General features: G+C 58.1%; 33 protein-coding genes and 1 pseudogene. 4 read left to right on the top strand and 30 right to left on the bottom strand.

Annotation, left to right across the window (positions count from 1 at the left end):
* Window positions 1–66 precede the first annotated feature (66 nt).
* The 8 genes and pseudogenes from ACSQ87_RS12925 to ACSQ87_RS12890 form a co-directional block, all read right to left on the bottom strand.
* A pseudogene (locus ACSQ87_RS12925) lies at window positions 67–414 on the bottom strand (SAM-dependent methyltransferase); the annotation flags it as partial.
* A 162-nt stretch (window positions 415–576) separates the two neighbouring features.
* A complete protein-coding gene (locus ACSQ87_RS12920; RefSeq protein ID WP_436273658.1) occupies window positions 577–1,092 on the bottom strand; it encodes a lysis system i-spanin subunit Rz in 516 nt (171 codons plus the stop codon).
* Window positions 1,089–1,514, bottom strand: coding sequence for a cell wall hydrolase (locus ACSQ87_RS12915; RefSeq protein WP_436273657.1), 426 nt, complete (start codon window positions 1,512–1,514; stop codon window positions 1,089–1,091). The genes ACSQ87_RS12920 and ACSQ87_RS12915 overlap by 4 nt, the downstream gene beginning before the upstream one ends.
* 58 nt (window positions 1,515–1,572) lie before the next feature.
* Entirely contained in the window at window positions 1,573–2,031 is a 459-nt protein-coding gene (locus tag ACSQ87_RS12910) for a phage tail assembly chaperone (protein WP_436273656.1), read from the bottom strand.
* 12 nt (window positions 2,032–2,043) lie between these two features.
* Window positions 2,044–3,240 carry a hypothetical protein gene (locus ACSQ87_RS12905; RefSeq protein WP_436273655.1) on the bottom strand — a complete coding sequence of 399 codons (1,197 nt, stop codon included), beginning with the start codon at window positions 3,238–3,240 and terminating at the stop codon, window positions 2,044–2,046.
* A 3-nt stretch (window positions 3,241–3,243) separates the two neighbouring features.
* Window positions 3,244–6,453 carry a host specificity protein J gene (locus ACSQ87_RS12900; protein ID WP_436273654.1) on the bottom strand — a complete coding sequence of 1,070 codons (3,210 nt, stop codon included), beginning with the start codon at window positions 6,451–6,453 and terminating at the stop codon, window positions 3,244–3,246.
* Window positions 6,450–7,070 carry a tail assembly protein gene (locus ACSQ87_RS12895; RefSeq protein ID WP_436273653.1) on the bottom strand — a complete coding sequence of 207 codons (621 nt, stop codon included), beginning with the start codon at window positions 7,068–7,070 and terminating at the stop codon, window positions 6,450–6,452. Before ACSQ87_RS12895 ends, ACSQ87_RS12900 begins: the two co-directional genes overlap by 4 nt.
* A gap of 54 nt (window positions 7,071–7,124) precedes the next feature.
* Entirely contained in the window at window positions 7,125–7,472 is a 348-nt protein-coding gene (locus ACSQ87_RS12890; protein ID WP_436273652.1) for a hypothetical protein, read from the bottom strand.
* Between ACSQ87_RS12890 and ACSQ87_RS12885 the strand changes: the two genes are divergently transcribed.
* Both ACSQ87_RS12885 and ACSQ87_RS12880 read left to right on the top strand, forming a co-directional pair.
* The gene (locus tag ACSQ87_RS12885; protein WP_436273651.1) at window positions 7,471–8,154 is read left to right on the top strand and encodes a hypothetical protein; all 684 of its coding nucleotides are present in this window, start codon (window positions 7,471–7,473) and stop codon (window positions 8,152–8,154) included. The genes ACSQ87_RS12890 and ACSQ87_RS12885 overlap by 2 nt on opposite strands.
* A gap of 137 nt (window positions 8,155–8,291) precedes the next feature.
* Window positions 8,292–8,930: a hypothetical protein gene (locus tag ACSQ87_RS12880; RefSeq protein ID WP_436273650.1), complete on the top strand. Its 639-nt coding sequence runs from the start codon at window positions 8,292–8,294 to the stop codon at window positions 8,928–8,930.
* A gap of 19 nt (window positions 8,931–8,949) precedes the next feature.
* Here the strand turns inward: ACSQ87_RS12880 and ACSQ87_RS12875 are convergent, their stop codons facing one another.
* From ACSQ87_RS12875 to ACSQ87_RS12810, 14 genes are all read right to left on the bottom strand, one after another.
* Window positions 8,950–9,681 (bottom strand): C40 family peptidase, encoded by a 732-nt coding sequence (locus ACSQ87_RS12875; protein WP_436273649.1) that lies wholly within the window; start codon window positions 9,679–9,681, stop codon window positions 8,950–8,952.
* Between the two features lie 2 nt (window positions 9,682–9,683).
* Window positions 9,684–10,376 carry a phage minor tail protein L gene (locus ACSQ87_RS12870; protein WP_150655827.1) on the bottom strand — a complete coding sequence of 231 codons (693 nt, stop codon included), beginning with the start codon at window positions 10,374–10,376 and terminating at the stop codon, window positions 9,684–9,686.
* Window positions 10,373–10,702, bottom strand: a complete 330-nt coding sequence (locus tag ACSQ87_RS12865; RefSeq protein ID WP_436273648.1) for a phage tail protein — start codon at window positions 10,700–10,702, stop codon at window positions 10,373–10,375. The genes ACSQ87_RS12870 and ACSQ87_RS12865 overlap by 4 nt, the downstream gene beginning before the upstream one ends.
* 9 nt (window positions 10,703–10,711) lie before the next feature.
* The gene (locus ACSQ87_RS12860; protein WP_436273647.1) at window positions 10,712–13,720 is read right to left on the bottom strand and encodes a phage tail tape measure protein; all 3,009 of its coding nucleotides are present in this window, start codon (window positions 13,718–13,720) and stop codon (window positions 10,712–10,714) included.
* 27 nt (window positions 13,721–13,747) lie between these two features.
* Complete coding sequence (locus ACSQ87_RS12855; protein ID WP_223429967.1) at window positions 13,748–14,014, bottom strand: DUF1799 domain-containing protein; 267 nt, start codon at window positions 14,012–14,014, stop codon at window positions 13,748–13,750.
* A 53-nt stretch (window positions 14,015–14,067) separates the two neighbouring features.
* Complete coding sequence (locus ACSQ87_RS12850; protein WP_223429969.1) at window positions 14,068–14,451, bottom strand: phage tail assembly chaperone; 384 nt, start codon at window positions 14,449–14,451, stop codon at window positions 14,068–14,070.
* A gap of 9 nt (window positions 14,452–14,460) precedes the next feature.
* Window positions 14,461–15,108, bottom strand: a complete 648-nt coding sequence (locus tag ACSQ87_RS12845) for a phage tail protein (RefSeq protein WP_436273646.1) — start codon at window positions 15,106–15,108, stop codon at window positions 14,461–14,463.
* A 71-nt stretch (window positions 15,109–15,179) separates the two neighbouring features.
* A complete protein-coding gene (locus tag ACSQ87_RS12840; protein ID WP_436273645.1) occupies window positions 15,180–15,596 on the bottom strand; it encodes a phage tail terminator-like protein in 417 nt (138 codons plus the stop codon).
* The gene (locus ACSQ87_RS12835; RefSeq protein WP_223429973.1) at window positions 15,593–16,189 is read right to left on the bottom strand and encodes a hypothetical protein; all 597 of its coding nucleotides are present in this window, start codon (window positions 16,187–16,189) and stop codon (window positions 15,593–15,595) included. The genes ACSQ87_RS12840 and ACSQ87_RS12835 overlap by 4 nt, the downstream gene beginning before the upstream one ends.
* Complete coding sequence (locus ACSQ87_RS12830) at window positions 16,186–16,557, bottom strand: hypothetical protein (RefSeq protein WP_436273644.1); 372 nt, start codon at window positions 16,555–16,557, stop codon at window positions 16,186–16,188. Before ACSQ87_RS12830 ends, ACSQ87_RS12835 begins: the two co-directional genes overlap by 4 nt.
* A gap of 15 nt (window positions 16,558–16,572) precedes the next feature.
* A complete protein-coding gene (locus tag ACSQ87_RS12825) occupies window positions 16,573–17,073 on the bottom strand; it encodes a DnaT-like ssDNA-binding protein (protein WP_436273643.1) in 501 nt (166 codons plus the stop codon).
* Between the two features lie 3 nt (window positions 17,074–17,076).
* Complete coding sequence (locus ACSQ87_RS12820; RefSeq protein ID WP_046047652.1) at window positions 17,077–17,292, bottom strand: hypothetical protein; 216 nt, start codon at window positions 17,290–17,292, stop codon at window positions 17,077–17,079.
* 53 nt (window positions 17,293–17,345) lie between these two features.
* The gene (locus ACSQ87_RS12815) at window positions 17,346–18,314 is read right to left on the bottom strand and encodes a major capsid protein (RefSeq protein ID WP_046048554.1); all 969 of its coding nucleotides are present in this window, start codon (window positions 18,312–18,314) and stop codon (window positions 17,346–17,348) included.
* Window positions 18,315–18,325: 11 nt separating this feature from the next.
* Complete coding sequence (locus ACSQ87_RS12810; protein ID WP_436273642.1) at window positions 18,326–19,033, bottom strand: hypothetical protein; 708 nt, start codon at window positions 19,031–19,033, stop codon at window positions 18,326–18,328.
* Between the two features lie 237 nt (window positions 19,034–19,270).
* Between ACSQ87_RS12810 and ACSQ87_RS12805 the strand changes: the two genes are divergently transcribed.
* Window positions 19,271–19,711 carry a hypothetical protein gene (locus tag ACSQ87_RS12805; protein ID WP_436273641.1) on the top strand — a complete coding sequence of 147 codons (441 nt, stop codon included), beginning with the start codon at window positions 19,271–19,273 and terminating at the stop codon, window positions 19,709–19,711.
* On the opposite strand, the gene ACSQ87_RS12800 is transcribed toward ACSQ87_RS12805, so the two are convergent.
* The 6 genes from ACSQ87_RS12800 to ACSQ87_RS12775 all read right to left on the bottom strand — a co-directional run bounded on the left by ACSQ87_RS12800 (window position 19,685) and on the right by ACSQ87_RS12775 (window position 24,883).
* Entirely contained in the window at window positions 19,685–20,770 is a 1,086-nt protein-coding gene (locus ACSQ87_RS12800) for a minor capsid protein (RefSeq protein WP_436273640.1), read from the bottom strand. The genes ACSQ87_RS12805 and ACSQ87_RS12800 overlap by 27 nt on opposite strands.
* The gene (locus ACSQ87_RS12795) at window positions 20,745–22,205 is read right to left on the bottom strand and encodes a DUF4055 domain-containing protein (protein ID WP_436273639.1); all 1,461 of its coding nucleotides are present in this window, start codon (window positions 22,203–22,205) and stop codon (window positions 20,745–20,747) included. The genes ACSQ87_RS12800 and ACSQ87_RS12795 overlap by 26 nt, the downstream gene beginning before the upstream one ends.
* Window positions 22,202–23,503, bottom strand: a complete 1,302-nt coding sequence (locus tag ACSQ87_RS12790) for a terminase large subunit domain-containing protein (RefSeq protein WP_436273638.1) — start codon at window positions 23,501–23,503, stop codon at window positions 22,202–22,204. Before ACSQ87_RS12790 ends, ACSQ87_RS12795 begins: the two co-directional genes overlap by 4 nt.
* Entirely contained in the window at window positions 23,490–23,951 is a 462-nt protein-coding gene (locus ACSQ87_RS12785) for a DUF2280 domain-containing protein (RefSeq protein WP_436273637.1), read from the bottom strand. The genes ACSQ87_RS12790 and ACSQ87_RS12785 overlap by 14 nt, the downstream gene beginning before the upstream one ends.
* A 31-nt stretch (window positions 23,952–23,982) precedes the next feature.
* Window positions 23,983–24,591 carry a putative metallopeptidase gene (locus ACSQ87_RS12780; RefSeq protein ID WP_436273636.1) on the bottom strand — a complete coding sequence of 203 codons (609 nt, stop codon included), beginning with the start codon at window positions 24,589–24,591 and terminating at the stop codon, window positions 23,983–23,985.
* A gap of 100 nt (window positions 24,592–24,691) precedes the next feature.
* The gene (locus ACSQ87_RS12775; RefSeq protein WP_436273635.1) at window positions 24,692–24,883 is read right to left on the bottom strand and encodes a hypothetical protein; all 192 of its coding nucleotides are present in this window, start codon (window positions 24,881–24,883) and stop codon (window positions 24,692–24,694) included.
* A gap of 119 nt (window positions 24,884–25,002) precedes the next feature.
* Between ACSQ87_RS12775 and ACSQ87_RS12770 the strand changes: the two genes are divergently transcribed.
* Window positions 25,003–25,491 (top strand): DUF6530 family protein, encoded by a 489-nt coding sequence (locus ACSQ87_RS12770; protein ID WP_436273634.1) that lies wholly within the window; start codon window positions 25,003–25,005, stop codon window positions 25,489–25,491.
* Window positions 25,492–25,514: 23 nt separating this feature from the next.
* Here the strand turns inward: ACSQ87_RS12770 and ACSQ87_RS12765 are convergent, their stop codons facing one another.
* Both ACSQ87_RS12765 and ACSQ87_RS12760 read right to left on the bottom strand, forming a co-directional pair.
* The gene (locus ACSQ87_RS12765) at window positions 25,515–25,712 is read right to left on the bottom strand and encodes a hypothetical protein (protein WP_436273633.1); all 198 of its coding nucleotides are present in this window, start codon (window positions 25,710–25,712) and stop codon (window positions 25,515–25,517) included.
* Between the two features lie 53 nt (window positions 25,713–25,765).
* Window positions 25,766–26,098, bottom strand: coding sequence for a phage holin, lambda family (locus ACSQ87_RS12760; protein ID WP_150634722.1), 333 nt, complete (start codon window positions 26,096–26,098; stop codon window positions 25,766–25,768).
* Window positions 26,099–26,788: the final 690 nt, after the last annotated feature.

Here is a 26,788-nt window from a genome sequence, read left to right as displayed (position 1 = left end):
TTTTCTGAACAGCGTTACCATGTCTTCTTGTATCGACCGTTTGCAGCCAAAATCGGCCTTACGCGTCTATGTTCCGGCCGTTTTGCACGTTAACCAAGCTCCCCAGAAAAGGCTGCTGAAGAAACGGGTAGCGTTCCCGAATCCTGCATCATTCAGCAGCTTTTGAACCGCTGCCTCGGAATGTGGTGGGTCGGCGCCTTGAAGGATTTTCCCAAGCTTGACCTTCACTTCGTCCGGGCTGGCTCCATGCTGGCGCCACCGTTGCCGTTGCCGTTGCCCCCAGGCTGCAAGCAGTAACGGCTGGCTGGCATACGCATAATGATTCCCCGCGACAATCAGCGGCGCACCCGATTTTAGATGAGCCAGAATGGATCGTAAAATTTGTCGCTTGGCTTCATCCCCATCGAGATGATGTCCTCAAATTAAGCTACGCCACCCTTAGAAATAATAAAAATCCATTAATTTTATGTACTGCACTCCTACAAGGAATGCGGGGCTCAAACCATCTTGCCTCTCTCAGACTGATTTCCGCTTTGTAACGACAGTCAGCTTTGGGTCGGTTGTAGCCCTTCAACTTCAGCGCGAAACTTCCCTTACATATGCCTGGCATGCCGCCAGCGCAATCAATCCTTGATCGCCGACGTCGGTGATTCCGATAATTCGTTGAGCATGCGCTGGGTCAAGTCGGGCGCGCGCTCCTCCATGAACCACGCCGCCGGTGCTGGTACCGGCTGGCACTGAACAGCTACTGGCTGAATCCGTGGCATCGAGAAGGACTGACAGCCGCAAATCAGAAGTGGCAAGGCGATCGCGCAGGCGAGCCTGATTGGTTTGAGCATCGCTCAGTTCCTTGTAATGGGTTTGCTCGCTGGCCGACAGGCGCTGCTCGAGTGCCAAGCGCTTTTCCTGCTCGCTGCGCACCTGGTCAGCGGCCGCGTTGCTGATGGCGGTCAGGTCGTCCTTGTGCAGGCCAGCCTGTTCGGCGAGATACTTTCCGTAGCGCCAGTCCTGAACCTTCCACACGCCGCCGGCGGTGATCAGCAGCAAAGCCAGCACGCCGGCCACGGCCAGCTTCAGCGCCGCGGCACTCACGGCACATCCTTGAAGAAGACGTGATGGCCGAGTTTCAGCGTCTGCTTGGCCTTCGCCGCCCAGTCCGGAGCCTTCGGCATGGTGGTCGCGTAGTAGTGCGTGGCGCCGCTAGTCGGATCGGGCACCTTTCCGGCCATCACCTGGTCAGCAGCGATCTGTGCTTGGGCCAGCTCGCGGAACGGGATCGACTTCGCGCCACTCAGGTAGGCGAAGTTGGGGTCGTTCTTGTTCCAGCAGCTGAATTGGTACGGCTTCTGGCACACACCGGCATAGCCCTCGCCCCACCACGATTTGGTTTTTCCATCATCCACTCGGTTGCGAATGGTCCAGGCTACGGCGATCTGGCCGGCAAGACTTTCTCCGCGAGCTTCCCCCCACAACGTGCGGGCAAGAATGTCTCGATCTTTTTCGGTGACAGGCATGCTTTTCTCCAGGCGAAAAAAAGCCCGCACTTGGCGGGCATCGGAGTCGCGGTCTCGGTTACGGGGAGGTCGGCCACGTCAGCTCTGGCAGACTGCACTCAGGGAAGCCATCAGCTGTTGGCAGATCGCGAAGCGCTTGACGATAATCCAATACGGCTTTGAGTTTGGTGGCTGTGAGTGTTGGTGTTGCGCCGGCCAGCAACTCGTCTTGATGCCTGATTATCATCCAGTCCGACGAATACAGAAGTTGTACGCGCCCATTCAAAAGGGCAGACACCTTGGCCGCGTATATTTCTTCGGGCGTTGGGACCGGGTCTGGATCTGGCAGCGGACGGTCGGTAAGCGTCCAGTCAGTCCCATTGAAGGTGCAGATTTGAGTGACGCTATCAAAGTCGGGTGGAGCAACTTCTGTAGAGTTTGCCGGGAGAAGAAAAACACCCGGCTCCAGTGGAGATTCAAAGGCGTCCGCTATCCCGACGAACTCCATGCTTTCTGGGTTAAAGGCGTAAACAATCATTTTTCTTTATCCTCAATATTTAATGCAAGGCAGAAACGCAATGTTCTTCATCCGCGTTTCTGAACCACCGCCCGCCGAGCCCGTGTTACCAGAAACCCAGTTAGCAACTGTGGTGCTGCCACCACCGGCGGCTGTAGTGAAGAAGGTCGCAGAACCATACGTGTGGGTGTGAGCAGGGAATTGATCTCCCTGCAGGCTACCGAACACACGACTAGGGTCGAGGCCAGAGCTGTTATCCCAGCCACGAACTACCCGGCCACGAGCATCGGGGACGTTGAACGTGGTTGAACCGTCACCCACACCAAATGGGCAGATAACCACGGTTGTTGTGGAGGTGGCCGTGGCGTTTGCAGACAGCGTGATGGTGCTGGCACCAACAGCAGCGATAGTCGCGCCAGCGGGAACACCGGGGCCGCTAATCGGCATGCCGACCCACATAGCTTGCGGACTGGCCACGCTTGAAATGCTGTTGCTGCCCGATGTAACCGTACCCGTTACTTGTGCCGTTATCGCGGCGAACAGCGTAGCGTAGGTGGTGCGCGATACTGCTGTACCGGACGCCGCCAGATATCCACTGGGCGGAGACATTGTTGCAAACCAATCGACGCGCCCTGGCTGACTAAGCAAAGTCGTCGCTTGACCCAGCGTCAGCGCGTGCTGGCTTTGCGTGGCGTTGGCCACTTGCTCGGCAGCCCCAGTGCAGAACAGCAAGATGTAAGAGCCGCCGCCAACGGAGCTGTTCCACTGAGCCCACGCCTCGCCGTTAGCAACAATTTCGCCACCCTGGAGAGCGGAGTGAGCCCCCCCGACGAGCGCTACGACACCAATACCATCATTGATGGTGCAGGGCCCAGTATTAGCGTTGGTCGCTTTGAAGCGGATCGGAACGCTTTCGCTACGGGCAGTAATGGCCGGCGTAAAGTTGCACACATAAGCATTGGCCGCTCCGGTATCGACAGCGAAAAAGCTCGCACTGACGGCATCCCGCAGTATGGAGTCAAGCGCCCCCATATCCAGCCAGGCTGTATTCGCGCTGTTACGCTTTTTCAAGCGATTCGTACCAGTGTCAGCCCAGACCTGGCATGGGAATGTCGTGCTTGGCGCTGCCGCTCCACTGCTTTGCGAGGCGAGCGCCTGCAGAGCGGCATTCATATCGGTTCTGAACGTTATGCCAGGCGCATTGGCAACGTCCATATCATGCTGCGACATAGGTCAGTATCCCTTTGAGATGTAGTCGATAGAGCGGCCCGACTGGGCGACTCCGCCGGAATTGCGGACGAAGACGGTGAAGCCGGTAGCCGTCTTTGCCGAGACGTCCAGGTAGTCGCCTGGGGAAAGCCCTTGCGCGGTCAGACTGACCGCAGGGGGGGCGTTGAACGGCGGCGAATAGCTGATGACCAACCCGCCCACGGGAACCGGAAGGTCATTTCCGCTATCAATGCGATCGGGCATGTCGATCACCACCTCAAGCTTGGAAACGTCGATCCAGTGCGAGGTCAGCTGTACGGATCCGCGCAGCTGGAAGTCGAACAGTCGCGCGCGATAGTCGCCGACAACAAACGGCTTCCAGGCCGACCACGTTTCTGGGTAAACGTCCGATGTGCGCACCCAGAGCGACAGCGAGGCGCCGCTAGGCGGATCACCATCAATGCCAAGCAGCACATCGAAGTCCACCACTGTGTCGATGTAGGTGCCGTCGTCATACAGCGCGGCCTCTACATCAGCGGTCAGTCGGCAGTCATAGACGTAGCCGAGATCCGCCGGCGCAGCGAAGCTGTACGTCGCCGACAGCAACGAGCCGCCGAACTTATCAATCTCGCCAAGCAGCGCATCAACATCCGTCACATCATCCACGAACCCAGCACCCGACAGCTTCAGTACCCCATCTGCAGCGGCTGCATTGACAGCCATCCCGGTGAAGGAAGGCGACTCGGTAATGGTCAGCACCACGTTGGACGGCAGAGTTGCCTGCGCATCCGACCAGACCTCGGTGATAGGCCCGCCGACTCCCGAGGAGTCGACCGCACGCGCCAGGTACTTGCCCGGCAGCAACGCCACCACGGACGACGTTGAGCGCCCCGCTACCTCGATCAGCGGCAAAGCGGCGTCCCAAGTGGCAGAGGTATTGCGTGCATGACGAATGGCGATACTGCCGCCAAGCTTCACGTCCAGCTCTGGAACGGGGTCCCATGCCAGCGTTGCTACGCTGCTGATGACATCCAGTCGGAGGCCGGACAACGCCTCTGGCGGCGCCAGCAGTGCCTGAGCGGTATAGGTCTGAATGGAAGCTAAGCCGGAAAGGCCGAGCACTGACTTAGACGTCACGCGAACCGACCATAACCCCGAGGATGCAGAATCGAAGTCGATGCTAGGCGTCGACACTTCCCCGACATATTCCCAGTTGCCCCCGGGCCTCATGACCTCCACCTGATAGCGCATGGCGCGGGCCGGCTGCGTCCAGCTGACCGACAGTCGCGCGGCAGCCAGACCGGTACCGGTGTCATACAGCGACTCAAGGAACGTCAGCTGTCCAACTGCATCTGGCTTGGTCAGGTTGACGATACTGGTCGGGTTGTCGACATCCGGTGTTCCGTACTCGACCTGGTTGAACTTGTCCGAGTCATACGCCACGGCGCTGATCGCGTACGTGCCATCGTCGCCTTCGCTGACACCAATGACGCGAAACTTCTGCGTCTCCAGTGCAGCTGTTGAGAACACCCATGGAGCAGAGGCCAGGGGCGCAGAGGCCAGCGGGGGTGATACCGTGATTGAAGCAGCCCCTGCCCCTACGGTTACCGCCGCTGTCGCACATGAGCCATCAGGCATGATCACCTTGATGAACCCAGCACCAGGCAACCCAATAGGCGCATCCAGCAGTAGCGTTGAAGCGGTGCTCCCCGCCAAAAGCCGCCCACCATTGCGTGCGCCAGCCCTGAATGCATCCGCCACATCAACCATGTCGCCAGGAAGCGAGATAGCCCCATCTGCACCAGGCGCAAAGGTGACCGCCTCGCTCTCGGCATACAGCAGCCAGCGACCCAGGCGTCGCGCCTGTCCGCGAGACGTGCAGCCAATCGCCACAACGTCGCTCTGCTGGATTCGCCCCCACTTAGCAATAAGGTCTGGACGCTCAACAATCTCGACCGATTGCTTGTATTGCTGGAGGGGATCATTCCAAGTGACGGCCGCAACGTTAAAGCGCTGATCCGATGCCACGGACTGATAGCTAAAATCGCCGCCAACCACGTTGGAGTTGTTGAACAGGTATCGACTAGAGCGCGGCGCGTCCTGCACGGCGGTCAGCGTCCCGCCCGCCCAGAAGCAAATAGCGCGGAACACGGAAACCATATCGTTTACCAGCTTCCAGGCGTCTTGCTGAGTAGTCAGCGCGAGGTTGCAGGTAAAGCGCGGCTCATACCCACCGTAACCGTTTGGAACCATCGCATCGCAATACTGGGCGATGTTGTACAGCGACCACTTATCGACCAGCGCCGTTTCGAGCAATCCCCCCAGCCCATAGCGGGTATTGGTCAGCATGTCGTACCAGACCCAAGCCGGATTGTCAGACCATGCACGCTTGAATGCGCCACTCCAGGAGCCGCTGTACGTACGCGTCGCGGGGTTGTAGTTGCTTGGAACCAGAATCTTGAGTCCGCGCACCATGAAGGACATGCGCGGAATGCTGGAGAACTGCTGAGCATCAATGCTGACGCCGCACAGCGCAGTATTCGGATAACGCAGCTTTTCATCCCATAGAAGCGTAAACGAGTCGAAGAACGTACGGTTCTGGACCGTAGAGCTGGTCGAATCGCCTCCCATTCGGGTTGCCCGGATATAGCGCGGTAGGCCGCCAGATACCGGCAAACGCAGATAGTACGAAAACTGCGTGCGGCTCATGGTTTTGCCATTGATCAAAAGGTCTTCGCACATCTGATACCAAGCGCCACTGCCAAGCTTGGCCTCCAGGCGAAAAATCGCGGAAGAGCCGCCCGTGTCGCCGTTCTGCGTGTTCTGCGAGAACAGCTGCGGAACGCCGACAGTCACGCGGACCGCATCTGCATCGGTGTCGGTGATGGCGCGCTCGATGGGAACCCATCCTTTAAGCTCGACACCGACGGACTGCTCGGCCTCAAGTCCGGTGATCGGCATATAGCTCTGCCACTGGGTGCCGGTGCGCGTATCGATGCTGACGCTGGAAAAGTTGTAGCTGCCGTCGGGGTTCTGCAGTGGCACATCGTCGAAGAAAATCCCCTGATGGCCACCGACGATGCCTTCTATCTCCCCTTCGCAGATTGCATGCAGCACCCGCACATGCTGACGTGAACGCAGGCTATCCGGGGCCTCTACCGCGGCGCGCGCGGAACCACTGGTGCTTCCGCCGCCCTTCCCGCCGCCCTTTCTACCGACAATTACTTCACTCATACCGGTAGAGCCTCCGACCAGGTGCCGACGGTAATAACGCTGGAGCCGACCAGCATCTGGCCGTAAACGACGGGCACAGGGAGGCCTTGCTGCGTCGAGTTGAACGCGCCGTTGAACAGGTAGCTGGGCTTGTTTTCAGTGACTGCTTGTTCTTGCTGGTCGGGCGATTTTGGTACCGGGGTGAGCATTTGAATCACGCCGCCAGCGGTCAGAGCGATACCCGTGCCAAGTAATGCTGAAGAAGCTGCAAGCGCGGCGGGAGTCGAACCCGGTACAAAAAAGGACGCTACTATCAGCACAACTCCAACAACAGTCTGAAGGATGCCGCCGCTCTTGCTTCCTGCAATGACTGGCACGATACGGATTTCAGTTGTCCCGCTCAGGGTGAATCCATCCTGATTGATATTCTCGCGATTGCGGAATATCGCGAAGCGCAGACCCAGCCGCGCAGAATCACGAATGAAATCTTCGAAGCCTGGAACTGTATGCTTCAGAGCGCTGAACGCCTCGTTGGTCGTTCCAGTTTCAAGCTGACGGAAATGTTCGCGGCCAAAGGCCTTGGCCAGGCTGCCGGACAGCAAAATCAGGGTCATGGCTTTGTTGTGGGCAGTGCTCATACTTTTCTCCGGTCCAAAAAAAACCGCCCGAAGGCGGTATGTCTTTTTAGTCACTCAAATGCACTTTTTTACTGCGCTTGAGACTCCTCCTCTCCCCGCTTGAATCCAGGCGATGCGCTGGAAGTGACTGACCGTTGCGCCTGTTGGGGTTTTTTCGATTTCAAGAAGCTCGTCAGTTTGGCCGATTCCTGGATTCGCCATTACCAGACGATAACCGGTTTCTGTTTCGGTCATCGTCGACCCAGCGTTCAAGTCCTGCCATTTAGGGAAGACACAAAGGCCATATTGCTTAGGTGATTTTTTGGTAGCTGACGTGAACACTGGCGCATCTGATTTCAAATCAGAAGGGGTTGTGCACCCAGCCAGCGCGATCAACAGCACAGCTCCCATCAAAATCCGCATGATTCTTCCTCATCCTGAAAAGGGGGAGACTGTAGCATCGGTGTTCAAAAACGGGAAAATCGGTATTGACGCTTGCTTGGCATGTTTTAAAGTGCCGGGTTTGCAGAAGTCTCACTCACTGCCTAAAGATTACGAACCGCGACCACTTAGAACAGAGGACAACAACTTGGCAATGCACCGTTTCTATCACATCGACCGCGAAAGACAATTAACGGAAGGTAAGGTAATCAACCTGGATGATCGCGGGTTGTCTCGGTTCGGCTCTGTCTACTGGGATGCCATCAGCACAAAGCCGTTCGAAGCCTTGAACGATGCGGAGCAACGGGAGTGCTTACTCGAACAAATTAAGCAAGAGCCGAATTTCTCGTTATACGCTTCCCGAATGCAAGCTTTTTTTGGGGCCAATACGCTCGAAGACGCCAAACGATTCGCAGAAAAAATCGTGCCTAAACCAGTTGAGAAAATCCCAATTTTTGAGGTGTTTGCCTCAACATTTTGGACGCTTGACATGAACTGGCTTGATTACGTGTCAGATCCAGAAACGCGTATTCGCAACTTGCGAGATTACTGGTATGCCACGATATCCAACCACAACCCGAGCACAGGAGAGCGCAAGCCACCACATCTTGAGGTGATGATGGCATTGCCAATCACCATTGGGAGAATAGTTGAGTGGATTTGACTACTCCCGCAAACCTTAAAGAACCCGGTGCTTACCGACCATTTTCTAGCTGTACGAATCCCCAGTAACGCCACCAAAGCAATGGATAGTAGCTTCTTGCTGTCCGGATTGGGCGCTAATGGAAATGGAGAGCCGTGATGCTCGTTGTGTCGCACTTTGAATTGGATGAAGCTGCTAGTCGTACCCAGCCGTGGGGGAAAACTGAATATGCAGAGAATGCAGAGAATGCAGGCCAGTACTACAGCTTCCGAGAAAAACCGGAGCTCATACGGGAAGTGCTTGAGGACCTCAAACCACACGAAGATCAAAGAGCCGTACAGCGCTTCTACGAGCTTTTGGAATGGTTAAACCAGCCAAGCGCTTTCTTTGAAACCAATGATTGTGCACTCCGTCCTCCGGCGGATAACACACACCCTCAGTTTCAATTCTCCAAGCGAGTTAGCGGAAGGCTTGAGTTTTTCTTTCGCGACCTCAAAGCCAATACCGATAAAGCTAAATCCCAATGGCTGTATAGAATGCTAAGCCTTCACCTCCAGGTAGAAAGGCCCGACTTTTATAACGCCATCTTTGATATTTCCGGCGCTCCGACGGATTACATCGACTTGCCCGGGAGCGAGCGTGAGCGTACAGGGGTGCGATTCAGTATCGGATTCAATGCGTATGGAAACGGGGATACTGATGCTTGGAACAACCTTGATATCGCTATGCAAGGTCTCTTTGAAGCTTTCAAGGGGATAGACGTAGGGCTCGATGGGGCGATATTGAAATTCCCGTAGCCCTACCAATTTAAATGCATCAATTAGTTTCATGGCGTGCTCCTGTGCCTATGTATCTTAGGATATGCGTCGTGCGCTCGCGGTAGGCAGCACCATAAACTTCGCGGCAGCTCAGTCGGCTGTATAGGTGATGCAGCAGCACATCACCGTCCAGCCAGATTGCCCCGTGACATGGTGTCGGGCTGCCGATCGCCATCAAGATGACGTCGCCATTACTTGGTGTGTCGACCTCAACGAACCCGGCCTTGGTGAAGTTCTCGACGTACAGATTCTCGCCGCTGTGCCACCAATCATCCTTGCGGTAGAAATCCATCAGCGTGACACCACGCTCTTGGCGGTAGTAGTCGCGGATAAGGGTGTAACAGTCGATGACGCCATGGACGAACACGCGACCTTCCAGCGGCATTTCGCCAGCGGCCGGCATTTCTTGCCAGGTCGCAGCGCCATCCTTCAGGCCAACGATCCACCAAGCCATGCGACCGACCGCATGACTGGCGATATCGTGCAGGCTCGGCTCGGGGCCGGCGTCCGGGTGCGAGTGCACGACCGCGACGATGTCGCCCAGGTCTTCGGCGGCGACGTAGTCCTCTGGATGGAGGATGAAGTGATCCGGCTCTTCCGACTGATTGCGGCACAGCACATAGGAAGGCTTTCCGCGAACGCTGACGACCAAGCCGACAGACTCGCGAGGATACTCCGCACGCGCATGCGCCTCGGCGTCAGTCCGGCACTTATTGAATACTTCACTCATGGTCACAACCTCGGTACGCGGGCAATGCCCGGGAAGCCGCCGAAAGGAAGCTCGCCATTTGCGCCAAAACGTTTCTTGCAGCCCCTCATGGTCCGACTGCATTGATCCTTGGCGGGATCGCTGGTGGGGTTGTCGGCATAGTCAGCCACCGGGCCACCGCCATAGCCGCATTCGCCCGAGCGGTACGCCCACAGACAAGTGCCGGCCACCACTTGCCGACGCGGAAGCTTGACGCCCTGCAGGTCGAGCGGTGAGCCAAGCTCGAACTCGATCGCGGTCGGCGTTTCGTTGGCCTTGCGCGTAATGATCCAGGTTTCGACCGGGTACTCTTCGGCTGGGTTTGCAGTTGGGTTGCCGGCGGAGAAGTTCACCGCGTCCAGATATTTCACCAGCGTGCGGCGGCGTTTGAGTTTCACTGCAAGCAGGTCTTCATACTGCCGACACAATGCAGAAATAGTCCCGCCGAAGTTGCCGACCTGGAGCTTTGGCCGGGCCGGCGATCCCTGGCTCGGCGTAGCGAACTCGGTACCGTTGAGCGGCCAAGGCGTGTAGACGTTCCCCTGCCAGACCACTGAATTCAACATTTCGTTGGTTCCGGCGTGAAAGCGGATCGTCTGGCCAGGCAACACCAGCTCGAAGCCTTCCCAGATCGACATGCCGTTAGCGAGCGCGAGCTGACCCTGAAGAGCACTCATTCGTAGACCTCCTCAAAGGTTCCAGACAGGCCGTCAACGCCTTTGGCGATGTTGGTACGGACCCACTCGCGGCAGACATACTTTCCAGCCGTTTGACCGGAGTGTGTGTAATCGAAGGCTTCAATTGCGCCTCGGGCTTTGAGGAAGGCATCAATAGCCTCAATCTCCGCCTTTGGTCTCTTGAACGTCAGTGCGAACTTGCGCGGCTGTCGGTTGATACCGGTTCCCTGCCGCTGTTCGTACCCATCACTGAACTTGATGACCTTGACCGTTGGGGTGATCGTCTTGGTGGCGTCGTAGGTCGGAACCCATGTGAATGTCGGCATGACGCCTCCTTAAGCGAGTTGCCCGCCGTTACGGCGCTGCCGAGCGATTTCCTGCTGTGCGACAACCTTCATCGCCTCAGCCAGTTTCGCCGGATCTGGGATTGTGCTGGCACCGTTATCAGCCGCATCGATGTAGAAGGTCATGGTGATGGGTGTTGCGCTGCTTCCGCCGCGAATGCCCAGGCGCCCTTGCGAATCGCGGGCCAGAGGGACGATCGCCTCGGGACCGGCCTCACCAGCAATGCCCGTCTTTCCGTTGGCCATGCCGAACGCTGTAGGTTTGCTGACGATACTGTTGGTGAAGGCGGCGCCATCGGCAAACATCTGCACGCCGCCGGACCACGCACCACCCTTCGCTTGCGGGAAGTAGGTCGACGAGTAGCCGGCCTGTGATGCCCCAAGGTTCGACGACGTCGCGCCAGCAGAGCCAGAAGCAAGTCCGTTGCCGCTACCACCGAAATAGGCGCTAGCAGCTGTGGTTGCCAAGCCGAAGAGCCCGCTGAGCGCGGAGGAACTGGCCTGCCGAGTAGCGATGCGCGCCATATCGGCGAGTATCGACTTGGCGAAGTCGCCAAACGACAGCTTCCCAGTCATGGCGAACTGGACAATGGCGTCTTCCATGGAGCTGAACGCATTGGTGAACAGGCTCTTCGTCTGCCCGGCCACGTCGTGCGTCGACTCCAGGTAGTTCTCCCAGGCCGACGATGCCCCGGCGCTCCAGCTGCCTTGCGCGCTGGTCATGTCGTCGTAGTTGGCGACCACCGTGTTGCGCAGATCCTGCTGGCTCTGTGCGACGGCTTTCAGCTTGGCGTTGTACTCATCGAGGCTCATGCCTCGCGAGCCATCGCCGTACTGGTTGGCCAGATCGATGCGCTGGGCGTTGGCCTTGTCGTCGATGCCGTTCTGCTGCTCTGTCAGCGATCGCTGGCGATCACCCTGCCCAAGACCAGAAGCCGCACGCAATCCCTGCTGTCGAAGTGTCTCGACCTGTTGTTGGAGAGCGCTGGTGTACGTGTTGACCGCCAATGTCTGCTTGCGCAGTCGACCGTCTTCGTTGGTGGCAATGATCGACAGCTCACTGTCACTGTCCTGTTGCGCCTTGACCATGGCGGACCGTGCATCCGAGATTTTTTGATCGATCTGGATGGCCTGCGCCGCAGTTGTCCCTTTCTTGGTCTTGGCCGCTTCGAGCGCGTCGATTTCGGACTGATAGCTCTGAGCGACTTCTTCGGCTTGCTGCTTCAGCAGGCTGACACGTTGCTCGGTGTAGCTGGCCTGGGAGATCACCCCTGCCCGCTGCGATGCTTCGAGCTCCTTGTCCGCGTTTTTGTAATAGGCCAGGGTTTCGGCCAGTACATTCTTCGCGTTGTTGAAGCTGGTCAGGTCGACGCTACCGCCGGCAGCCTTCGGATCCTTGAATTTGTCGTTGAGGTTCGCCATGTTCTTGGCGACGGCTGCCGGATCGAGTCGTGAGTCCTTCGGATCAACCTTGCGAATATCGTCGAGTTGCTTTTTGTAGTCCTTGATGGTTTCGGCGCGTTTCTGCTCATTGCTCAGTGACGACTTGGTCAGCGCGTCAACTTTCGACATCGCAGTAACTGCATCGCGCTGTGCTTTGGCCTGCTCACCGTCGTACTTGGCAATGTCTGCTTCGGCGGACTTCTGGTTCTCCAGCATGTTTAGCCGGTTACGGTAGAGATCGATCATCTCCTGCTTGTTTTGAAACAGTCCAACATCGCCTGACTCTGCTCGAGCGAGATCACGCTGGGCCTGCTCAATATCGGAGCCTATGTTGCTGCGACCGATGTTTTTCAGGTTGTCAGCCGCGCGAGCGACAGCGTTGTAACCCTTCTCCCAGAAGCTCAGGTTTTCGAGGATTCTCGGCGTGCGCTCGTTGATGGCATCCGCGTATTGCTCGGTCGCCAGTTTCACGGCACCCGCATGGTCGCCCTGCTCTTCCAATGCCGCGATCTGCGAGTAAACCGAGGCTGTCAGATAGTGATATTGCTCATTCAGCGCGGCAGACGCCTTCACTGGCTCGTCTGCCAGCTTGGAAAACTCGGCAACAGTTTCGCTGACGGCTTTGCCGGTAGCCTCTTGCATGGAGACTGCGGCCCTGGTGATGTCGCCAAAGCTTTCGCCGGCGATCTTGCCATTGCCAGCCAGTAATGCGAGCACTTCTGCCGCTTGACCGGTGGTGCCGACAGTTGCACTGACTTGGCGGGCAAGCTCGCCCATTTGGCCCGCACTGACGCCGGCGAAATTCCCGGTCAGAACCAGCGATTTGTTGTATGCGTCCTGCTCTTCGCTGCCCTTGTAATAGGCAACCCCCAGCGATGCAACTGCTGCCGTGATCAAAGCGATAGGCGCAAGGATTGTCAGCAGACTGGCGGCGGAAGCCCCAGCGCCCGCACCAAGCTGAGCGACAGCCCGGACGCCGCTCCCCCAATCCCCTGAAGACAGTGCATTGCCCAACTGAACAACGTTTTCCTGGGCTTGACGGGTGCCGAGGCGAAGCTTGTCGAACCCGGTGGCGGTTTTTTCGAGTTTGGCGTAGTCCTTGTCGATCTTGCTCAGTGACGAGTTGTACTGGTCCTGACTGATGCGGCCGGCATCGAGGTGTTTGCCAAGTTGCTCAACCTGAGTGTCCAGCTTGGACATTGCCGCCTTAGCCGGATCGATTGCGCCAAGCAGGCTGTTCAGCGCCTTCTGCTCATCCAGTGTCGACTTGGCCAGGGCCACCTGCTGCTTATCCAGCTGCGCAGTGATCTTGGTAAATTCTGCCTCGCCATAAGCGCCGGTCTTGGTGAGTTTCGCCAGGCTCTCACGCTGCTTAGCCAGTTCCTGCGTGGTGGTCGCGCCTTTCGACAGCGACTTCTCCAACGCCTCCATCTCTTTCATCAGGCCGACGGCGGACTGCTCGGCGCGATCACCGGCCTTGGTCAGCTTGTCGAGATCGGTCGCAGCGTTGGCGGCATCAGCCGAATCGACCTTGATGCCGAGTTCTGCAATGTTCATCGACTCACCTTGAATAAGTGCCCGTGATTACGGGCTGTTGTCGCGCGCGTCGGCCATTACCGCGATGGCTTCCGACTCCATGACGCGGATGTCCTGAAACACGCCGGGGCGATCCTTCGCCGGTACGCCGACGAGCCGCATCACATTTGGAAGGACGCCATAATCGAGACCGGTTGCGCCGCATGCGCCTGTACGCCACTGAGTCCACATCGAATCCATGACGAGAAACGACTTCCAGTTGTCAGGCCAGACCTCGAAGGAGTCATCGACATCCGACGGAGAAAGGCCAAACACTGAAAGAACGCCGGCCTCAGCGGTCGGCTCGTACAGTGCGCGCGCGGCATCGGTTAGTTTCCCAGGCGGGCCTTCCCAAAGGCTTCGCTGTAGGCCTTAACCACTTCATCCGATACGCCGATGCAGCTCCTCACCAGAGCAGTGATCGACTCGTCGTTGAGCTCATCGTCGAAGCCCCACGACACGACCAAGTCCTTGATTTGATCAGCGCCCTGCTCGACTTCGGCCGCGGTTACTTCGGAAAGGGAGGGCTGTGTACCCTTGAAGCGCTCGCCGATGGCCTCCGCCTTTTCCTTCCATGAGTCGAACAGCTCAGCCAGCGCCGTACGGTCGCGGTACTTGAACGTGAACGGCACCATTGCAGGCGTGCCGCCAACCTGCGGAATGGAAACATCAACGGTGAACGTCGGTTTCGGCGCGATGGAAAACTTTGCCATGAGGATTCCTTACGACAGGTAGCGGGTAGGTGCTGCTTGCAGCGCCAGGGAGACGGTGCGAGTCAGCAGGTTGTTGCGGGAGACCGCCGGCTGCAGAGAGAACGATGTGTAGGCGCCGTAATACAACTTGTCGGTACCTGGCAGATTCAGGCGAGCGGCTTGCATTGACTTCGCGGAATCGGCGGCCGTAACGACGGCTACATAGGGCAGAGACGGGTCATCGGCGACAGTCAGCACCATGCTGGCGGCGGATTTGTCGGTCGGGAGCTGGCGGCCTTGCTGGTCTTCAAGGAAGACGATGTCGGCGTAGTTCTGCTCGCCGCCGGAGAAGGCCACATCGGTGATCTGAGGGATTTGAGCCCAAGTCAGTACCTTCGTCAGCGTACCCGCGCCGGAGCCGGCAGGGAAGATCTGAGTGCTGGTGGTGTCGATCGCTTCCAGGGTGGTCGCGGTCGCTGTCGCTGTCTTGACGCGGACCACTTTGCCGTTGAGGGGCGTCCAACCAGAAGCGATTTGCACGATGTCCCCGGTAACCAGGGTGGCGCCTACGGTGGTGCAAATAGCTTCGGAGGCGTTGGAGATGGCGGTGAACGAGAGCGGAGCGGCGTAGGTAGCGGCATGCTCGAACGTCGCACCATTCGGGAGTTTGTAGCCCATGGGGGTTTCCTCTTTGCAGAAATGACAAAACCCGCTCAATGGCGGGTTCTGGGTTTGCCCAACGGGCTAATTCAGTTGGTGTCGGCTCGGTACAAGAACGAAACCGGCACTGTATAGGTGGTGTCGTCTGGAATGCCGGGGCCTGGATCAACCGGCGTCATCGTCATGACGGTCAGCGCACCCTTGGTGTTCCGCTCGTACAGCGGGAACAGCGCGGCGATCTGGTCCGCCAGCGCACCGGCCGCACCGCGGTACTTGCTCGACGGCGTCACGATGCTGACCTGAAACACGCCGGTGTACAGCTTGTGGTCACCGCCGAGCGTGTTGCTGGCGGTGTCCGCTGGCAGAGTGAAGGCCTTCAGGTAGGTCTCGCCGTCGACTGGTTTGTAGGCCTCGTTCTCGCCAACGACCTTCAGCGGTACCGGCAACGTTTTCGCCCAGTTGATCAGCTTGGCTTCGTAGATCGAAGCGATGAGGTTATGGCTCATACCTGATTGTTCCTGATGGCTTCATCGACGATCTGCTGGAAGCGGGCCACGGTGATTCTCACCATTCCGCCTGGAGCCTGTTGCGAGTGCCCGTATTCCAAAGGAATCGCGTACGGCAGGTTGTTGATGAGGTACGCAGTCTGGCCGGCAGTGAAGTCGCTGACCGCGGAAACCAGAGCGGCGATAGTCTCTTGCCCGCTAGGGTCAACCTCGTCAAACGTGACGTTCTCGACGACATTAATTGAGAGGTGCCAGTTAGCCCGGAACCGCCCACCGACGTAGCCTTCCGGCGCAACGATATCCATGCCGTCGTTCAGCTTGCGGCCGGCCTTAAGTCGTCCCGCCTTTGTCAGATTGGTTGGATCACTGCGCAGGTCACTGTTGTGATCGTCCACGGCCTTGTTGTACTGACGGGCCACAGCGTTCTGCGCCCAGATCTCAGGGTTGCCCACCGGTGACATCCGGATGACGCTGCTGCCGACCTCGATGATGATCTCGCGCAGGCTGGCGTCGATGGCCTCCGTGGCTTGAGCCGCGAACTCGGCGAGGCTCAGCGCGAAGCTTCCAGACTGGCCGGAACCTGCGCGACTCATGATCTCACCTGCAGCTCGTACAGAATCGGCGTGCCGGCCGGATTGATCTCTTTCAGTGGCGGGACGATTGACCAGGTGCGACCTTGGACAATGACCTTGTTCAGCAGATCCGGCGCCCATGCCAGCCCCTGCGCGGCGATCTTGAGCTTCTTGTCGCCCTGCTTGATGAGGCTATTGTTCTGGAATTCTTGGCCGGTGAAGTCGAGCAGGATGCCTTGGGTGGTCTGCTCGATGACGGTGTCCGGCGGCGCGGTACCGGCGTCCGGATCGTACTCGCCGACGGTAATCGCCCTGATGGTCACGAGCTGGCCGAACTCTGTGATCATCTCCAGAGCCATCACGGCCATTTCGTCGTAGAAGGTGGCCATAAAAGCTCCGTTTAGCTATGCGCGGACGGCGAACAGGCCCCGCTTCTGTAGGTAGTCAGCGAACTGCGTGGCGCTCGGCCGATCAGGCGCCGCCGGTAACAGTCGGCCGCTGGTGTTGGAAATCGTCGCGTATTCGCGAGTTACCGCGCCTTCGACACGCTCCAGGGTGATTGCGCCTTTGCGCTTCTCTACTGGGTCGATATCGTCCTGATGAATCTCGGCGGCCAAGGCCATCTGGCCGTACTGAATCCGTGCAGGGAGGTAGTTGTCGGGCTTGATCTGCTGATCCAGCTCGACACCTCGGCGCGGCCAGGCCAGAGCCTGATCGCTGTCCGTCTTGCGCCCCTTCCAGGTCTTGCCATCCATCGCCAAGGCGGCCCGACGAAGTAGCGCTTCTTGCGCGGGCTCGTCCGCAGGGATGGTCACGCCAAACTTGCCGGCGTACATGACCAGGTCCGCGGCGCTCGCGTAGCTCTCGGCGTCTGACTTGCCGGTGCCGTCCTCGATGATGAGCATGGGTCAGTCCTTGGGTTTGTTCAGGTCAGCGCCTGCCTTCGCAGGTGCGGCGCGGTACTCAGCCTTCAGCGTAGCCTTCGGCGGCTTTTCGACTTCGCCGCCACGGTCTTCCGTGACATTGGCATCGATGATGATCAGGCCTTCCTTTTTGGCGATTGCCTTCACATCATCTTCGTAGCGGTGAAACGGGCCCGGCAGATACCAGATGTTATCAGTCATCACTGTCACTCCGCTGCGCCAGGGCATTATTCCCCGGCACAGTCATCAGGTGGTTACTTGGAGGCGTCGCCGATCAGAGCAACACCGGCGGTGTCCTTGATGCTGGCTGCGGTTTTGTCCCAGTTGGTGCCGGTGGCGAGGGCGGCGCTGGATGGCGACTTGCCGCCGTTTGCGACATCCCAGGTGTAACCCTTAATGCCGAGACCAAAGGTGTAGTCCACCTGGATGGTCGTGGTGATGCGCTCGTTACCGTTGTTGGTCTGTACGTTCGAGATGATGTCTCGGTTGTCGTGCACCAGCGCTGCGCCAGCGGCCAGACCCAGGATGATTTCCTTGTTCGGCGTGCCGGCCTGAGCGAGAGCCGGCGCATCGGTGACGATCGAGGTCTTGCCGAGGATGTCGACTACGCGAACGTTACCGGCCTGGAACAGGTTGTTCGGGTTGGCGAGGCCTTGGCCGACCAGCTTGTGCCAGGTGGTGCCCTGCATGACTTGAGCAACCAGGTTCTGGCTGGCATCGCCGAACTTCGCATGCGCGCTGTTCAGGCCGGACTGGGAGATACCCAGAGTGGCCGACACATCGTTTACCGCTGCTGCTTGCGCGGTGATGGCTGCTACCAGTGCAGCGATCGCGGTGTTGAGCTGATCTTTCAGCAGCACTTCAGCGAACGCGCGGCTAGCGACTTCAACGCCTTGAGCGGTTGGACGCTGCAGCCAGGTCATTTGCGACGGCTCGTAACGAATCGGACCGAACCCGCCCGCGACTTTTACGGTGGTGTCTTGCAGTTCGGTCAGGTCGACCGGAGTCACCGCGGCGTTGGCGCCGTAGCGGTTCACGCGACGCTGAGCTGCACCGAGGTTCTGGAAGAACGACTCTTGCAGGAAGTCACCGGTGAAGCCGTTCGGCGACAGCACAATCGCGCCGTTGCTGGCTGCGTTGAACGCCTCCAGCATTTGATCCAGCGTCTCGAGAGTCGCTGGCATGATGTAATCGTTGAAAACCTGCATTTGAGACAGGGACATGGGTCAAATCCTTAATTTAGGGGGAGATCAGAGAACCGAGAGGCGATTGCCGCCGTGCGCTCCGCTTTGGTACCGCCGATGTTTCCTTTTGCGGCCCCGCCGCCACCTCCAGCACCCCCGGCCCCGCCGCCAGATGCCTTACTACCCGCGATCAACGGCGCGAACGCCGTGTCGTTTGCGAATTCTGCTTTCAGCTCATCCAGCGTTGCCGCCGAGAGCTTGCCCTGCTGGTCGAGAACGACCACAACAGGCTTCCCGTCGCGCTGCTCGACGCTCAGACGGCGTTCGATGTGCGGCAACAGGGCTTTGGCGCTACCCGGGATTGCCAGGGCAGACGCGATATCAGTAGCGGTACGGCCGACAGTCAGATCCCGGATCTGCGCACTCAGCGTTCCACGTTCTTGTTCCAGCGTGCCGTTCAGCTCAGCTTCGCGGCGGTTGTACTTCTCGGACCAGGAGCGTTCGAGTTCTTCGACGTTGCCGGACTTCCGGGCATTCTCTTCGCGCTCTAGGCGGGCCTGGTCTTCGGCGTCCTTGCGAGCCTTGTCGGCGGCCTTCTTCTCGTCCAGCAACTCCTGAACTTTGGACTTCAGGCCGGAGACATCCTCAGGCTGTGGCAGACCTTCAATGCCGAGTACGAACTTGCCGTCCTTCTCGGTGTAAAGAGCGCGCACGGCTTCGTCGACACCATCCAGGCTGTCCAGTTGGAATTTCAGCATTTGTTGTCTCCCAGAGACGTTGGTGCAGGCCCTGCCTGCGAGAAAAACGCCATCAAGACGTTTGAGTTACGATCAATCGAGTGTTTAATGCGGGCCTTTTTTACAAGGAAAGAATCGAGCATGAGAAACGGATCGCCCGTACCTCAAACATCCATCGGCCAGAGTGGTAGTCCCACAAACTGGGGCCCTGTATTGATTTGTTTAATTACGGCCACTTTCACGCTAGGAGGTACAGTCTTGCCATCCTTCATGGATGGACGCAAAGAAGCCGGCAAGCTGACCCAAGAAAAAGAAGCTGCTTGCATCAAAAGAATCGATGACCAAGAAGCAAACTTTAGAGCTTTGGCGAAGGATTTTTCCGTTTCTATGGGGCGCTTTGATGTCGAACTCCATGATGGAACTCGGGGAATGAGAGTCCTCATTCCTCAAGCCGCAGAGCTTTCGGATAACGGTCGAAAAATTGCCGTTTATTCCAATCGAGCGATGAACGAAACCACGGTAGACCTAGTTACTGCTATCGCCGAAGCGGTCTATGGTTCAGTGGAGACCGTTAAAGAAACCTCAGAAAAACTTGATCGATTGATTCCTCAATGGACTGAACGGTACTTCCAGGAACTAGACGCCATTGCATCTAAAAGAGCCGAATGCACATCAAAGACCAGCGCGGACAAACGCTAGAGGTTCCATTGTCTTCATCTCGGCGAGAGTCAGTGGCGAAAAATTGCGATCAAGCTGCAGCTCAGAGAATCGCTCGATACTCAGGCCGCCTTCGCGGAAAAGCTTGGCGCGGACCGGGCCGATGGCCTTGTCCTGAAACGCCGCCGGCTGCAACTTGAGCCAGTCGTAATAGCTGAGGTCTGCCCTCACCTGCTGAGGACCACCGTCGCCGATGGATGCTCGCGTAGCGTCCTTGGCGAACAGAGCGCTGAAGCGAGTCACCGCCACCACCGTCGAGCGGCAGTTGATGTGGATCGGCGGCCTTGGCCCTTCCGTCAGCTTGAAGCGCTGCTTGTCGAGCGACCTACATTGGCTGGTGGTCTTCGTATCCAGGGTGCTGACCCACTCCACCGCCTGCACAACGTCGGAGTTCTCTTTCAGCGTCTCCATGCGCGCCTGGGTGGCTACGTGCTGCACCGCCGTCCGTACCACGGAGCCGGCGTTGCGGTTGGTCGTAGCCAGGATGCCGTCGTTGTACTGAAGCGCCTTGGTCCCTCGAATGTTCTTGATGATCTGGAAGTTCGTCTGGCCTTCGAAGAAGCCCTGCCGAATTGCGCCAGTGAGGCGTTGTCGCTCGGTAGCAGTGAAACCATCAATGAATGACTTGAGCAGCTTGCCGCCATCCGCGCCGCGTACGCTGAGCGGGTTGGTTAGGATGGCGGCCCTGATTGCAGCAGCACCCGGCACCGCCGCATCAAACGAGACGCCCACCGGTGCCGCCCGGGTCAGGCTGGTTGCTTCAAACTCGGCCTCGTAATTGGCGATGTCGATCAGGTCGAGGTTCAGCTTATCGCTGTAGCGGTTGAAGATGCCCAGCAGCAGGCTATCGACTTCGCTCAGCAGTCGCTCCAGCCGAGCAACGGTGTAATCCGTCAGGTCGGCCCGAGTGAGTCGCTCGCGGATCGAGCGGTCAATCTCCTTGAGGAATGGCCCGAACTTAACGACCTCTCCCGACTTCAGTTGCTCGAGGAAAACAGCGTGCCGAATCGTGGCATCAAGGATCGCTTGGTTTGCCGCCATTCGGGATTACCTCGTCGTCATCCAGGTCGATCACCGGATTCTCTGTTTCCAGTTCGTCGCGGATCTGGTCGTCTGTCTTCTCGGGATCGATAACCCCGCGATCGCGCAGGTACTGCCAGAAGTCGCCCGCCGGCAACTTGCCGCCCTGCACTGCGTTGAACAGTGCGGACAGGATCGTTGCGTCCAGGGTGATCTGGCTGAAGTCCTGATTGAGCTTGTAGAGGGTTTCGCCGGGAGCGTTCACGAACTCAGCCATCCAGACCAGGCACTGGTTGTAGGCCTCGCTGACGTTGCTCACCACCAGAGACAGGATACTGTGTTCCGCGGCGCTGTCGTTGTCAGCCTGGGTCGCGGTCTTCACCGCGCTGCCTCGCTCGATCAGTCGGGCGCCGAGCGACACCATGTCCTCTTTCTTGCCGTCCATTGCCTCTTTGGCCACGGTGTTCGGCTGGGCCTGCCAAACGCCGCAAGAACCGTTGACCGGAAGCAGCCAAGGCGCACGGGAGCCGAGGAAGATGCCACCCTTCTCCATGTGATCGCGCCACTGCTCATCGAGCCCCGCCATCCACGGTTGAGGCTGGCCAACCAAGTAGGCCGCCTCTTCATAGTCCGCACTATTGCGGTAATGTCCGATGTTGACTTCAGCCATGTCGTAAAGCGGCGAATCGTCGATGCTGGTGTCGTTGTTCTCGCTGCCCAGAAACTGGAACGGGATCACTCGCCACGGCTGACCGAGGCCATTCAGTGGAGTGAAGGGCGCGATGATCATTGCCGTTTCACTGGAACCCTCTTCCCACACTTCCTGCGTATAGACACCGGCGGCATCCAGACGCAGCACACGAAACTGAACAACCTGTTCGCTGCCAAACCCGTCATCGGTGTCGACATCGACCGTCTCACGCAGCACGACCAGGCTCAGCAGATGCTGGCCGCCGACTTGGCGAGTCTTCCAGTTGATGATCGACTCAGCCGAGTAGCTGGCAACGCTTGCCCGAGCCCGGCCCGCTTGTTCGTCTGCTTTGCTCACCGAGCCGGCCACGACAGCCGCGTAATCCACCAGAAGCCCGTGACGACCGACTTCGAGCAGATGCCCGATGACCGATTGCGACTGCTGGTAGATGCTCACGCCTTGGCCGTCGATGTCCTTCGACACGTAGTCGAGAGCGACGGGAACGGTCAGCGTCGGCCAGGTGCGGAACACTGCACCCACCAGGCTGTGTTTCGTCCGGCCCGTGGCGTTGTAGAACACGGCGCGCTTCTTGTACGCGTCGTAGCGATCCTTGTTGTCCTTGCTGGTGTCCGTGGCATTCGGTCTAGGCAGGTACTGATCACCAGCAGCCTTAATGGTTTCCGAACCCTTACAGACGTCGCGCACCAAGCGCCAGCGGTACTGTGCCGCCTTGTACTCGGGACGGGTAAAAGTTACGTCCGTCATCGGGCGACTCCCATTTTCATTGAGGTGACCGGTTTAATGATCGGGTACTCGCGATGGATGAAGTAACCGCCGCCGTCGTTGGCGTGGTCGTTGCCCTGGCTCTTGTCCGGCTCGCCGTTGGGCGCCCAAATTTGCTGCTCAAGGCCGTCGGCGTAAGTCGGGCATGTGAACGGGTTGACCAGGTAACGCCGCTCGCCCTGCGCGTTGCAGAACATGGCGTTCATCGCGTTGATCCGATCCTTGACTGGCGGGTTGGCCGCCGGCGCGATGACTGTGAAGCCCGCCTGCTTGAGCATGGCGATATCGGTGACGCTGGCGTTGACCGACTTGCGCGAATCACCCGAGGCGTCCGGGTAGATCCGAATCTCGCAGGACTTCTTGTAGTCGTTGCCGGTGTGCTCCCAGTAGCGTTCCTTGATGCGACGGATCATGTCCGGCGTGTCGTAGCCATCCATCAGCTCATCGACTGCCCGAGGAAGACCCTGCTCCCGCTTGACGTGAGTGATCGCCGCCATCTTGCCGACGTTGAAGTCCATTCCGATGAACAGTGGCTCGCCCGGCTGCACAGTGTCGAAGCACTGATTCAGCTTGCGGTCGTACGTGTGGTAGATCGACCCAGATGTCAGGTTGACGAACTGGCCGTTCAGGTAGGCGAGGATCAGCTGCGGCGGATACGACTCCATCAGCGATTCGATGTAATCACCTGGCAGATTCAGCTCGTTGTCGAACGTGCTGGCCTGCACCAGACCGTACATCTCATTCAGCTTCGGCTTATCGCGGAGCTGCTTCACGAACTGCAAGAAGACGAACTTGAAGCCCTCCGGCGTCGTAGTTACATCCACCCCGTTCTTCAGCCCGGATAGGTTGTAACGCATCCGGGCGATGATCTTGCGCCAGGCTTGCTGCGCCTTGATCGACGTCAGCACGTCCAGCTCATCGACCAGCGCGTGGCCGATCTTGAAGCCGACAATCGTCTGCGGCTTCTCCATCGACCGGCAAATCACAGTGCCGCGATACTGCCGGCCGCTGTAAATGTGAACCTCGTGGTTCGCCTGGTTGATCTTGGTCTTCAGCCCCCAGTCATGGGCAACCTCTTCCACCGTCGGATAGAAGATGTCCCGGATCTGCGGGTAAGTCGGGGCGAAGTAACCAGCGTTGACGCCGGGCCACTCCATGAAGTGTTTGCACAGCGCCGAGCATCCCACCCAGGTCTTGCCTGAGCCGAACCCTGCAACGAATGCACGGAATTTGTGAGGCAGCGTGAGGAAGTGAGCCTGCGGAACGTTAAGGCTCGGCATTCGGCTTCCTCGCATCGACCACGTCTACCTGAATGCGGGTAGGGATTGCTGGCTCGTCGTCAGGTTCATCCTTGCGGTTCCGGTTGACGTAGATGTCACCGACTTCCTTTGCGGCCTGCTCCAACACCTGCATGGCCAAAGCGATGTTCTTCATCGTCTCGGCCTTCTCGACGAACCTCCCCAAGGCTCGGAGCCGGAACGCACGGTTGGCGATCGGGATCTCAGCAGTCTCTTCTCGGAAGCGCTTGCGGGTGTCATGAAAGAGAGTCTGCCACTTCAACGCCAGGCCCTTCCCGGACATCTTGGTGGGGTCGTGTGTTTCCACCTGTTGGCGACTCAGCACGACGCCGAATTCGTTCTTGACGGATTCAACCACCTGCGAAGGTGTGTCGAAGCACGCCAGAGCCTGAACGATGAAGCTCTTCACCTCATTTTTCAGGGCTGCCATAAGTTCTCATCCGTCCAGAGCCTGTCCAGAATCAGGCCGACTTGAGCAGACAGGTTCCGCAGGCCCTCGATATGTTCAATTTCCCCACCTCGGCAGGACTGTTTGCAGCATCCACCAACGCTTGGACGTCAGGGCTCGCACCGTAGCGTCGGACCACACCGACGAACTCTTCGACGTCGTGGCCGCGCATCTCGATCTTGGGTGCGCCTTCCTTGGTGAAGGCTGGCTGACCGTATTTGTCTTTGGCGTGGGCCAGGTGATACAGCTCATGCTCAACCAAGGCACAGAAGTCGGTGTCGCTGCACTGCGAGCAGTAGTCAGCAGCCAAGGTGATGATGAAAGCCGGCACGTCGCCAAACCAATCACGCATCTGTTGCTCCATCCGGGCTTTCTGCCAGCCACCGGCGCGGAACGCTACCTGTTCGGCCTGACCCAGGACTGTGCGGCCTTGCTTCTCAAAGCTCGACGATGCCCACATGACCCGGATGTCTGCATCCAGTAGATGGGCATGGTCTTCGTTGTGAATGCTGCCGGTATCGGCAAGGATCTCGGCTTGAAGCCATTCCCATGCTTCAGGCGCAGATCGAAGGGTCATCCAAGGCGATTCGAGCAAGTCAGCCGGCGGCATTGGTCTGCTCATATGCTACAACCCTTGAAATTATGTCCAAGTGCCACCATTTAGCAATGGCTGGCCAAGGAGGGCTCTCTAATTGTCGCGCTCTTTGGCCCGCGCATTTCTTTCAGCCAAACGAGTAAGCAACATGCCAATCAAATGCAATAACCCGGATTTTCTCATCAACATAATCAGGCAGAAGCACCCTGACGTTGTAGAGAGGCATCCGACTGCGACCCAGCACCAATTCACGTTCATCTGCGGCCTGATCATGAACCTTTTCAATACTGGCTCTGTGAACTTCCAGGGTAATAGCCATGAAAGCCGCACTGCCTTCGATATCGTCGCCGTTATCGACATGATCAATCGACCTGCTTGATCAACCCGTGCCGCACTCAACTGCGGCACACCTACCCCATCACCCTAGGTTCGTTAACCATGCCCATTGAAGAGTTTGCAGCGAAGGATAATTACGCCGTTTCGCCACTGCTTCCCAATCATCTCGATCACCAGCCTGTCTACGCCATGCCATACAAGAAGTTTGATGGCTGGCGCGCAGGCGAAACCGACACCAGATACCTCTCCATAGGGATTTCACAGTGGAGCGCTAATGAGGTTTCGCTAAAGATCATGCGCTATAAGGAGCAATGGTCCCGCCAGTCCGAGGAGTTGCCACTGCATCGAGTAATCGACTCGTCAATTTTTCTGGCTAAGGTTCTCCTTGACCGTGATAAGCAAAGCGTCGAAATCGAGCGAAACCTCTTTACCAATCAACCCGAAGGATTTCGGATACAGGAAGAACCAGTTGCAGCCCAAGACAAAAGTCAGTTTGATAGCTTCTTGAATGGGAACGAGGAGGCCCTGAGAGATCGATTCAATAAGCTGTATCAAATGCTCAGTAACCTCAAGGCTCAGGGCAAGCTCTGATCTAATTTGCTCGGCGCTCTCCACTACGTCGTTCCGCTCACCATGATGCTCGTCTGCACCTGGGCGTGCCCGTGCAAGAGAGACACGACCAGCCCTTGAGGGAGGCCGGCGGCCTTGGCAGCGTCAAGGGCTTTGGCGATGGCGCTATCAAGCTCAGTAATCGCCTGATTGATGGCAGGGCTCAGCGGTAATGCGTGATGCAGGCGGGTGACGTTGGTCATGCCCCTCTCCAATGTTGCGACACAATTTGATGATTCGCGAAACGTGTCGCGGACTACTCAGGCTTGCGGCTCGGCAACTTGAAGTCCGTCACCCGATCAGCGATGTTGCGGATCTTCTCCACACCCAGGAAGCCGACCCAGCCACCCGCAAAGGTAGCCATGCTCTGGGGTAAGCCGAAGAAATCCAGGCCGCTGATGATGGTCAGAGTCAGACCGCCACAGATCGCGCCTTCAACCAGCATCTGGCGTCGAGTGCCCCCGCCGTAAGTGATGCGCAGCACCGCCATGGCGCAGGACAACGCAGCCGCGTAGAGGATTGGCGAGTGCTGGCTCAACCACGCAAGCGCAATCGCCCAGGTGTCTGGTTTGTCTGGCATGTTTGGCATCTCGGTTCCTCCCCGTCAGGGAGTTAGGAATACGGCAGGCCGTGACCTGCGGATTTGAATCAGCCCCAGCAGCACTCCCAGCTCAGAGCGATGGGTGTGGTGGAGCCGAAAACGAAAAAGCCCCGCACGATGGCGAGGCTCAAATAAAGAGTTTTGAATCATTCAGACCGGAGGCAAGAGCAATTTACTCGCACCCATACTAGGCTCAACAGGTGATAGCCAGTGGCCATGAGGTCCGCCGTGAAGCTCTCGAATTTTATTATCCGCTACAGCTTCAACGGGTACCGCGTCGTGTTCGTCTACCCCTCGACAACCATGACAGAGGCGGATGCTTGCTACCTCTCCTTGCTTCACTCTGGCAGCAATCTTGGTTCAGGTCCGCCATGCGGCGGAACAATCAGAGCAATGCGAGATTTCGTGAGATTAAGCGGCATCACCGAAGTTACTTGGCACCGATCTTTGTAAATTCTGACTGGCGCGAAAGGCCCCCGCTTAATGCGAGGCCCGAAATAGGTGCGAGGGTCTTTCCCCTCCAGTCCGCCAAAGACCTTCTCTGCGTCGACGCCCTTTTGCATCGATCTCGCAGTCCAGTCTCACGCCACCCTGGAGCATGTACTGCCAGGGTGCGCGGGCTGCCGGTGTTTTCTCGTGTCACTGCACTTACCGGCTAGCAGTGCCCAGGCCTTCCCG

Source organism: Pseudomonas sp. LjRoot277 (genome assembly GCF_964253845.1).
Lineage (GTDB): Bacteria > Pseudomonadota > Gammaproteobacteria > Pseudomonadales > Pseudomonadaceae > Aquipseudomonas.
The sequence above is the reverse complement of the archived record's forward strand: the minus strand, read 5'-3'. Positions and strand labels throughout refer to the sequence as shown.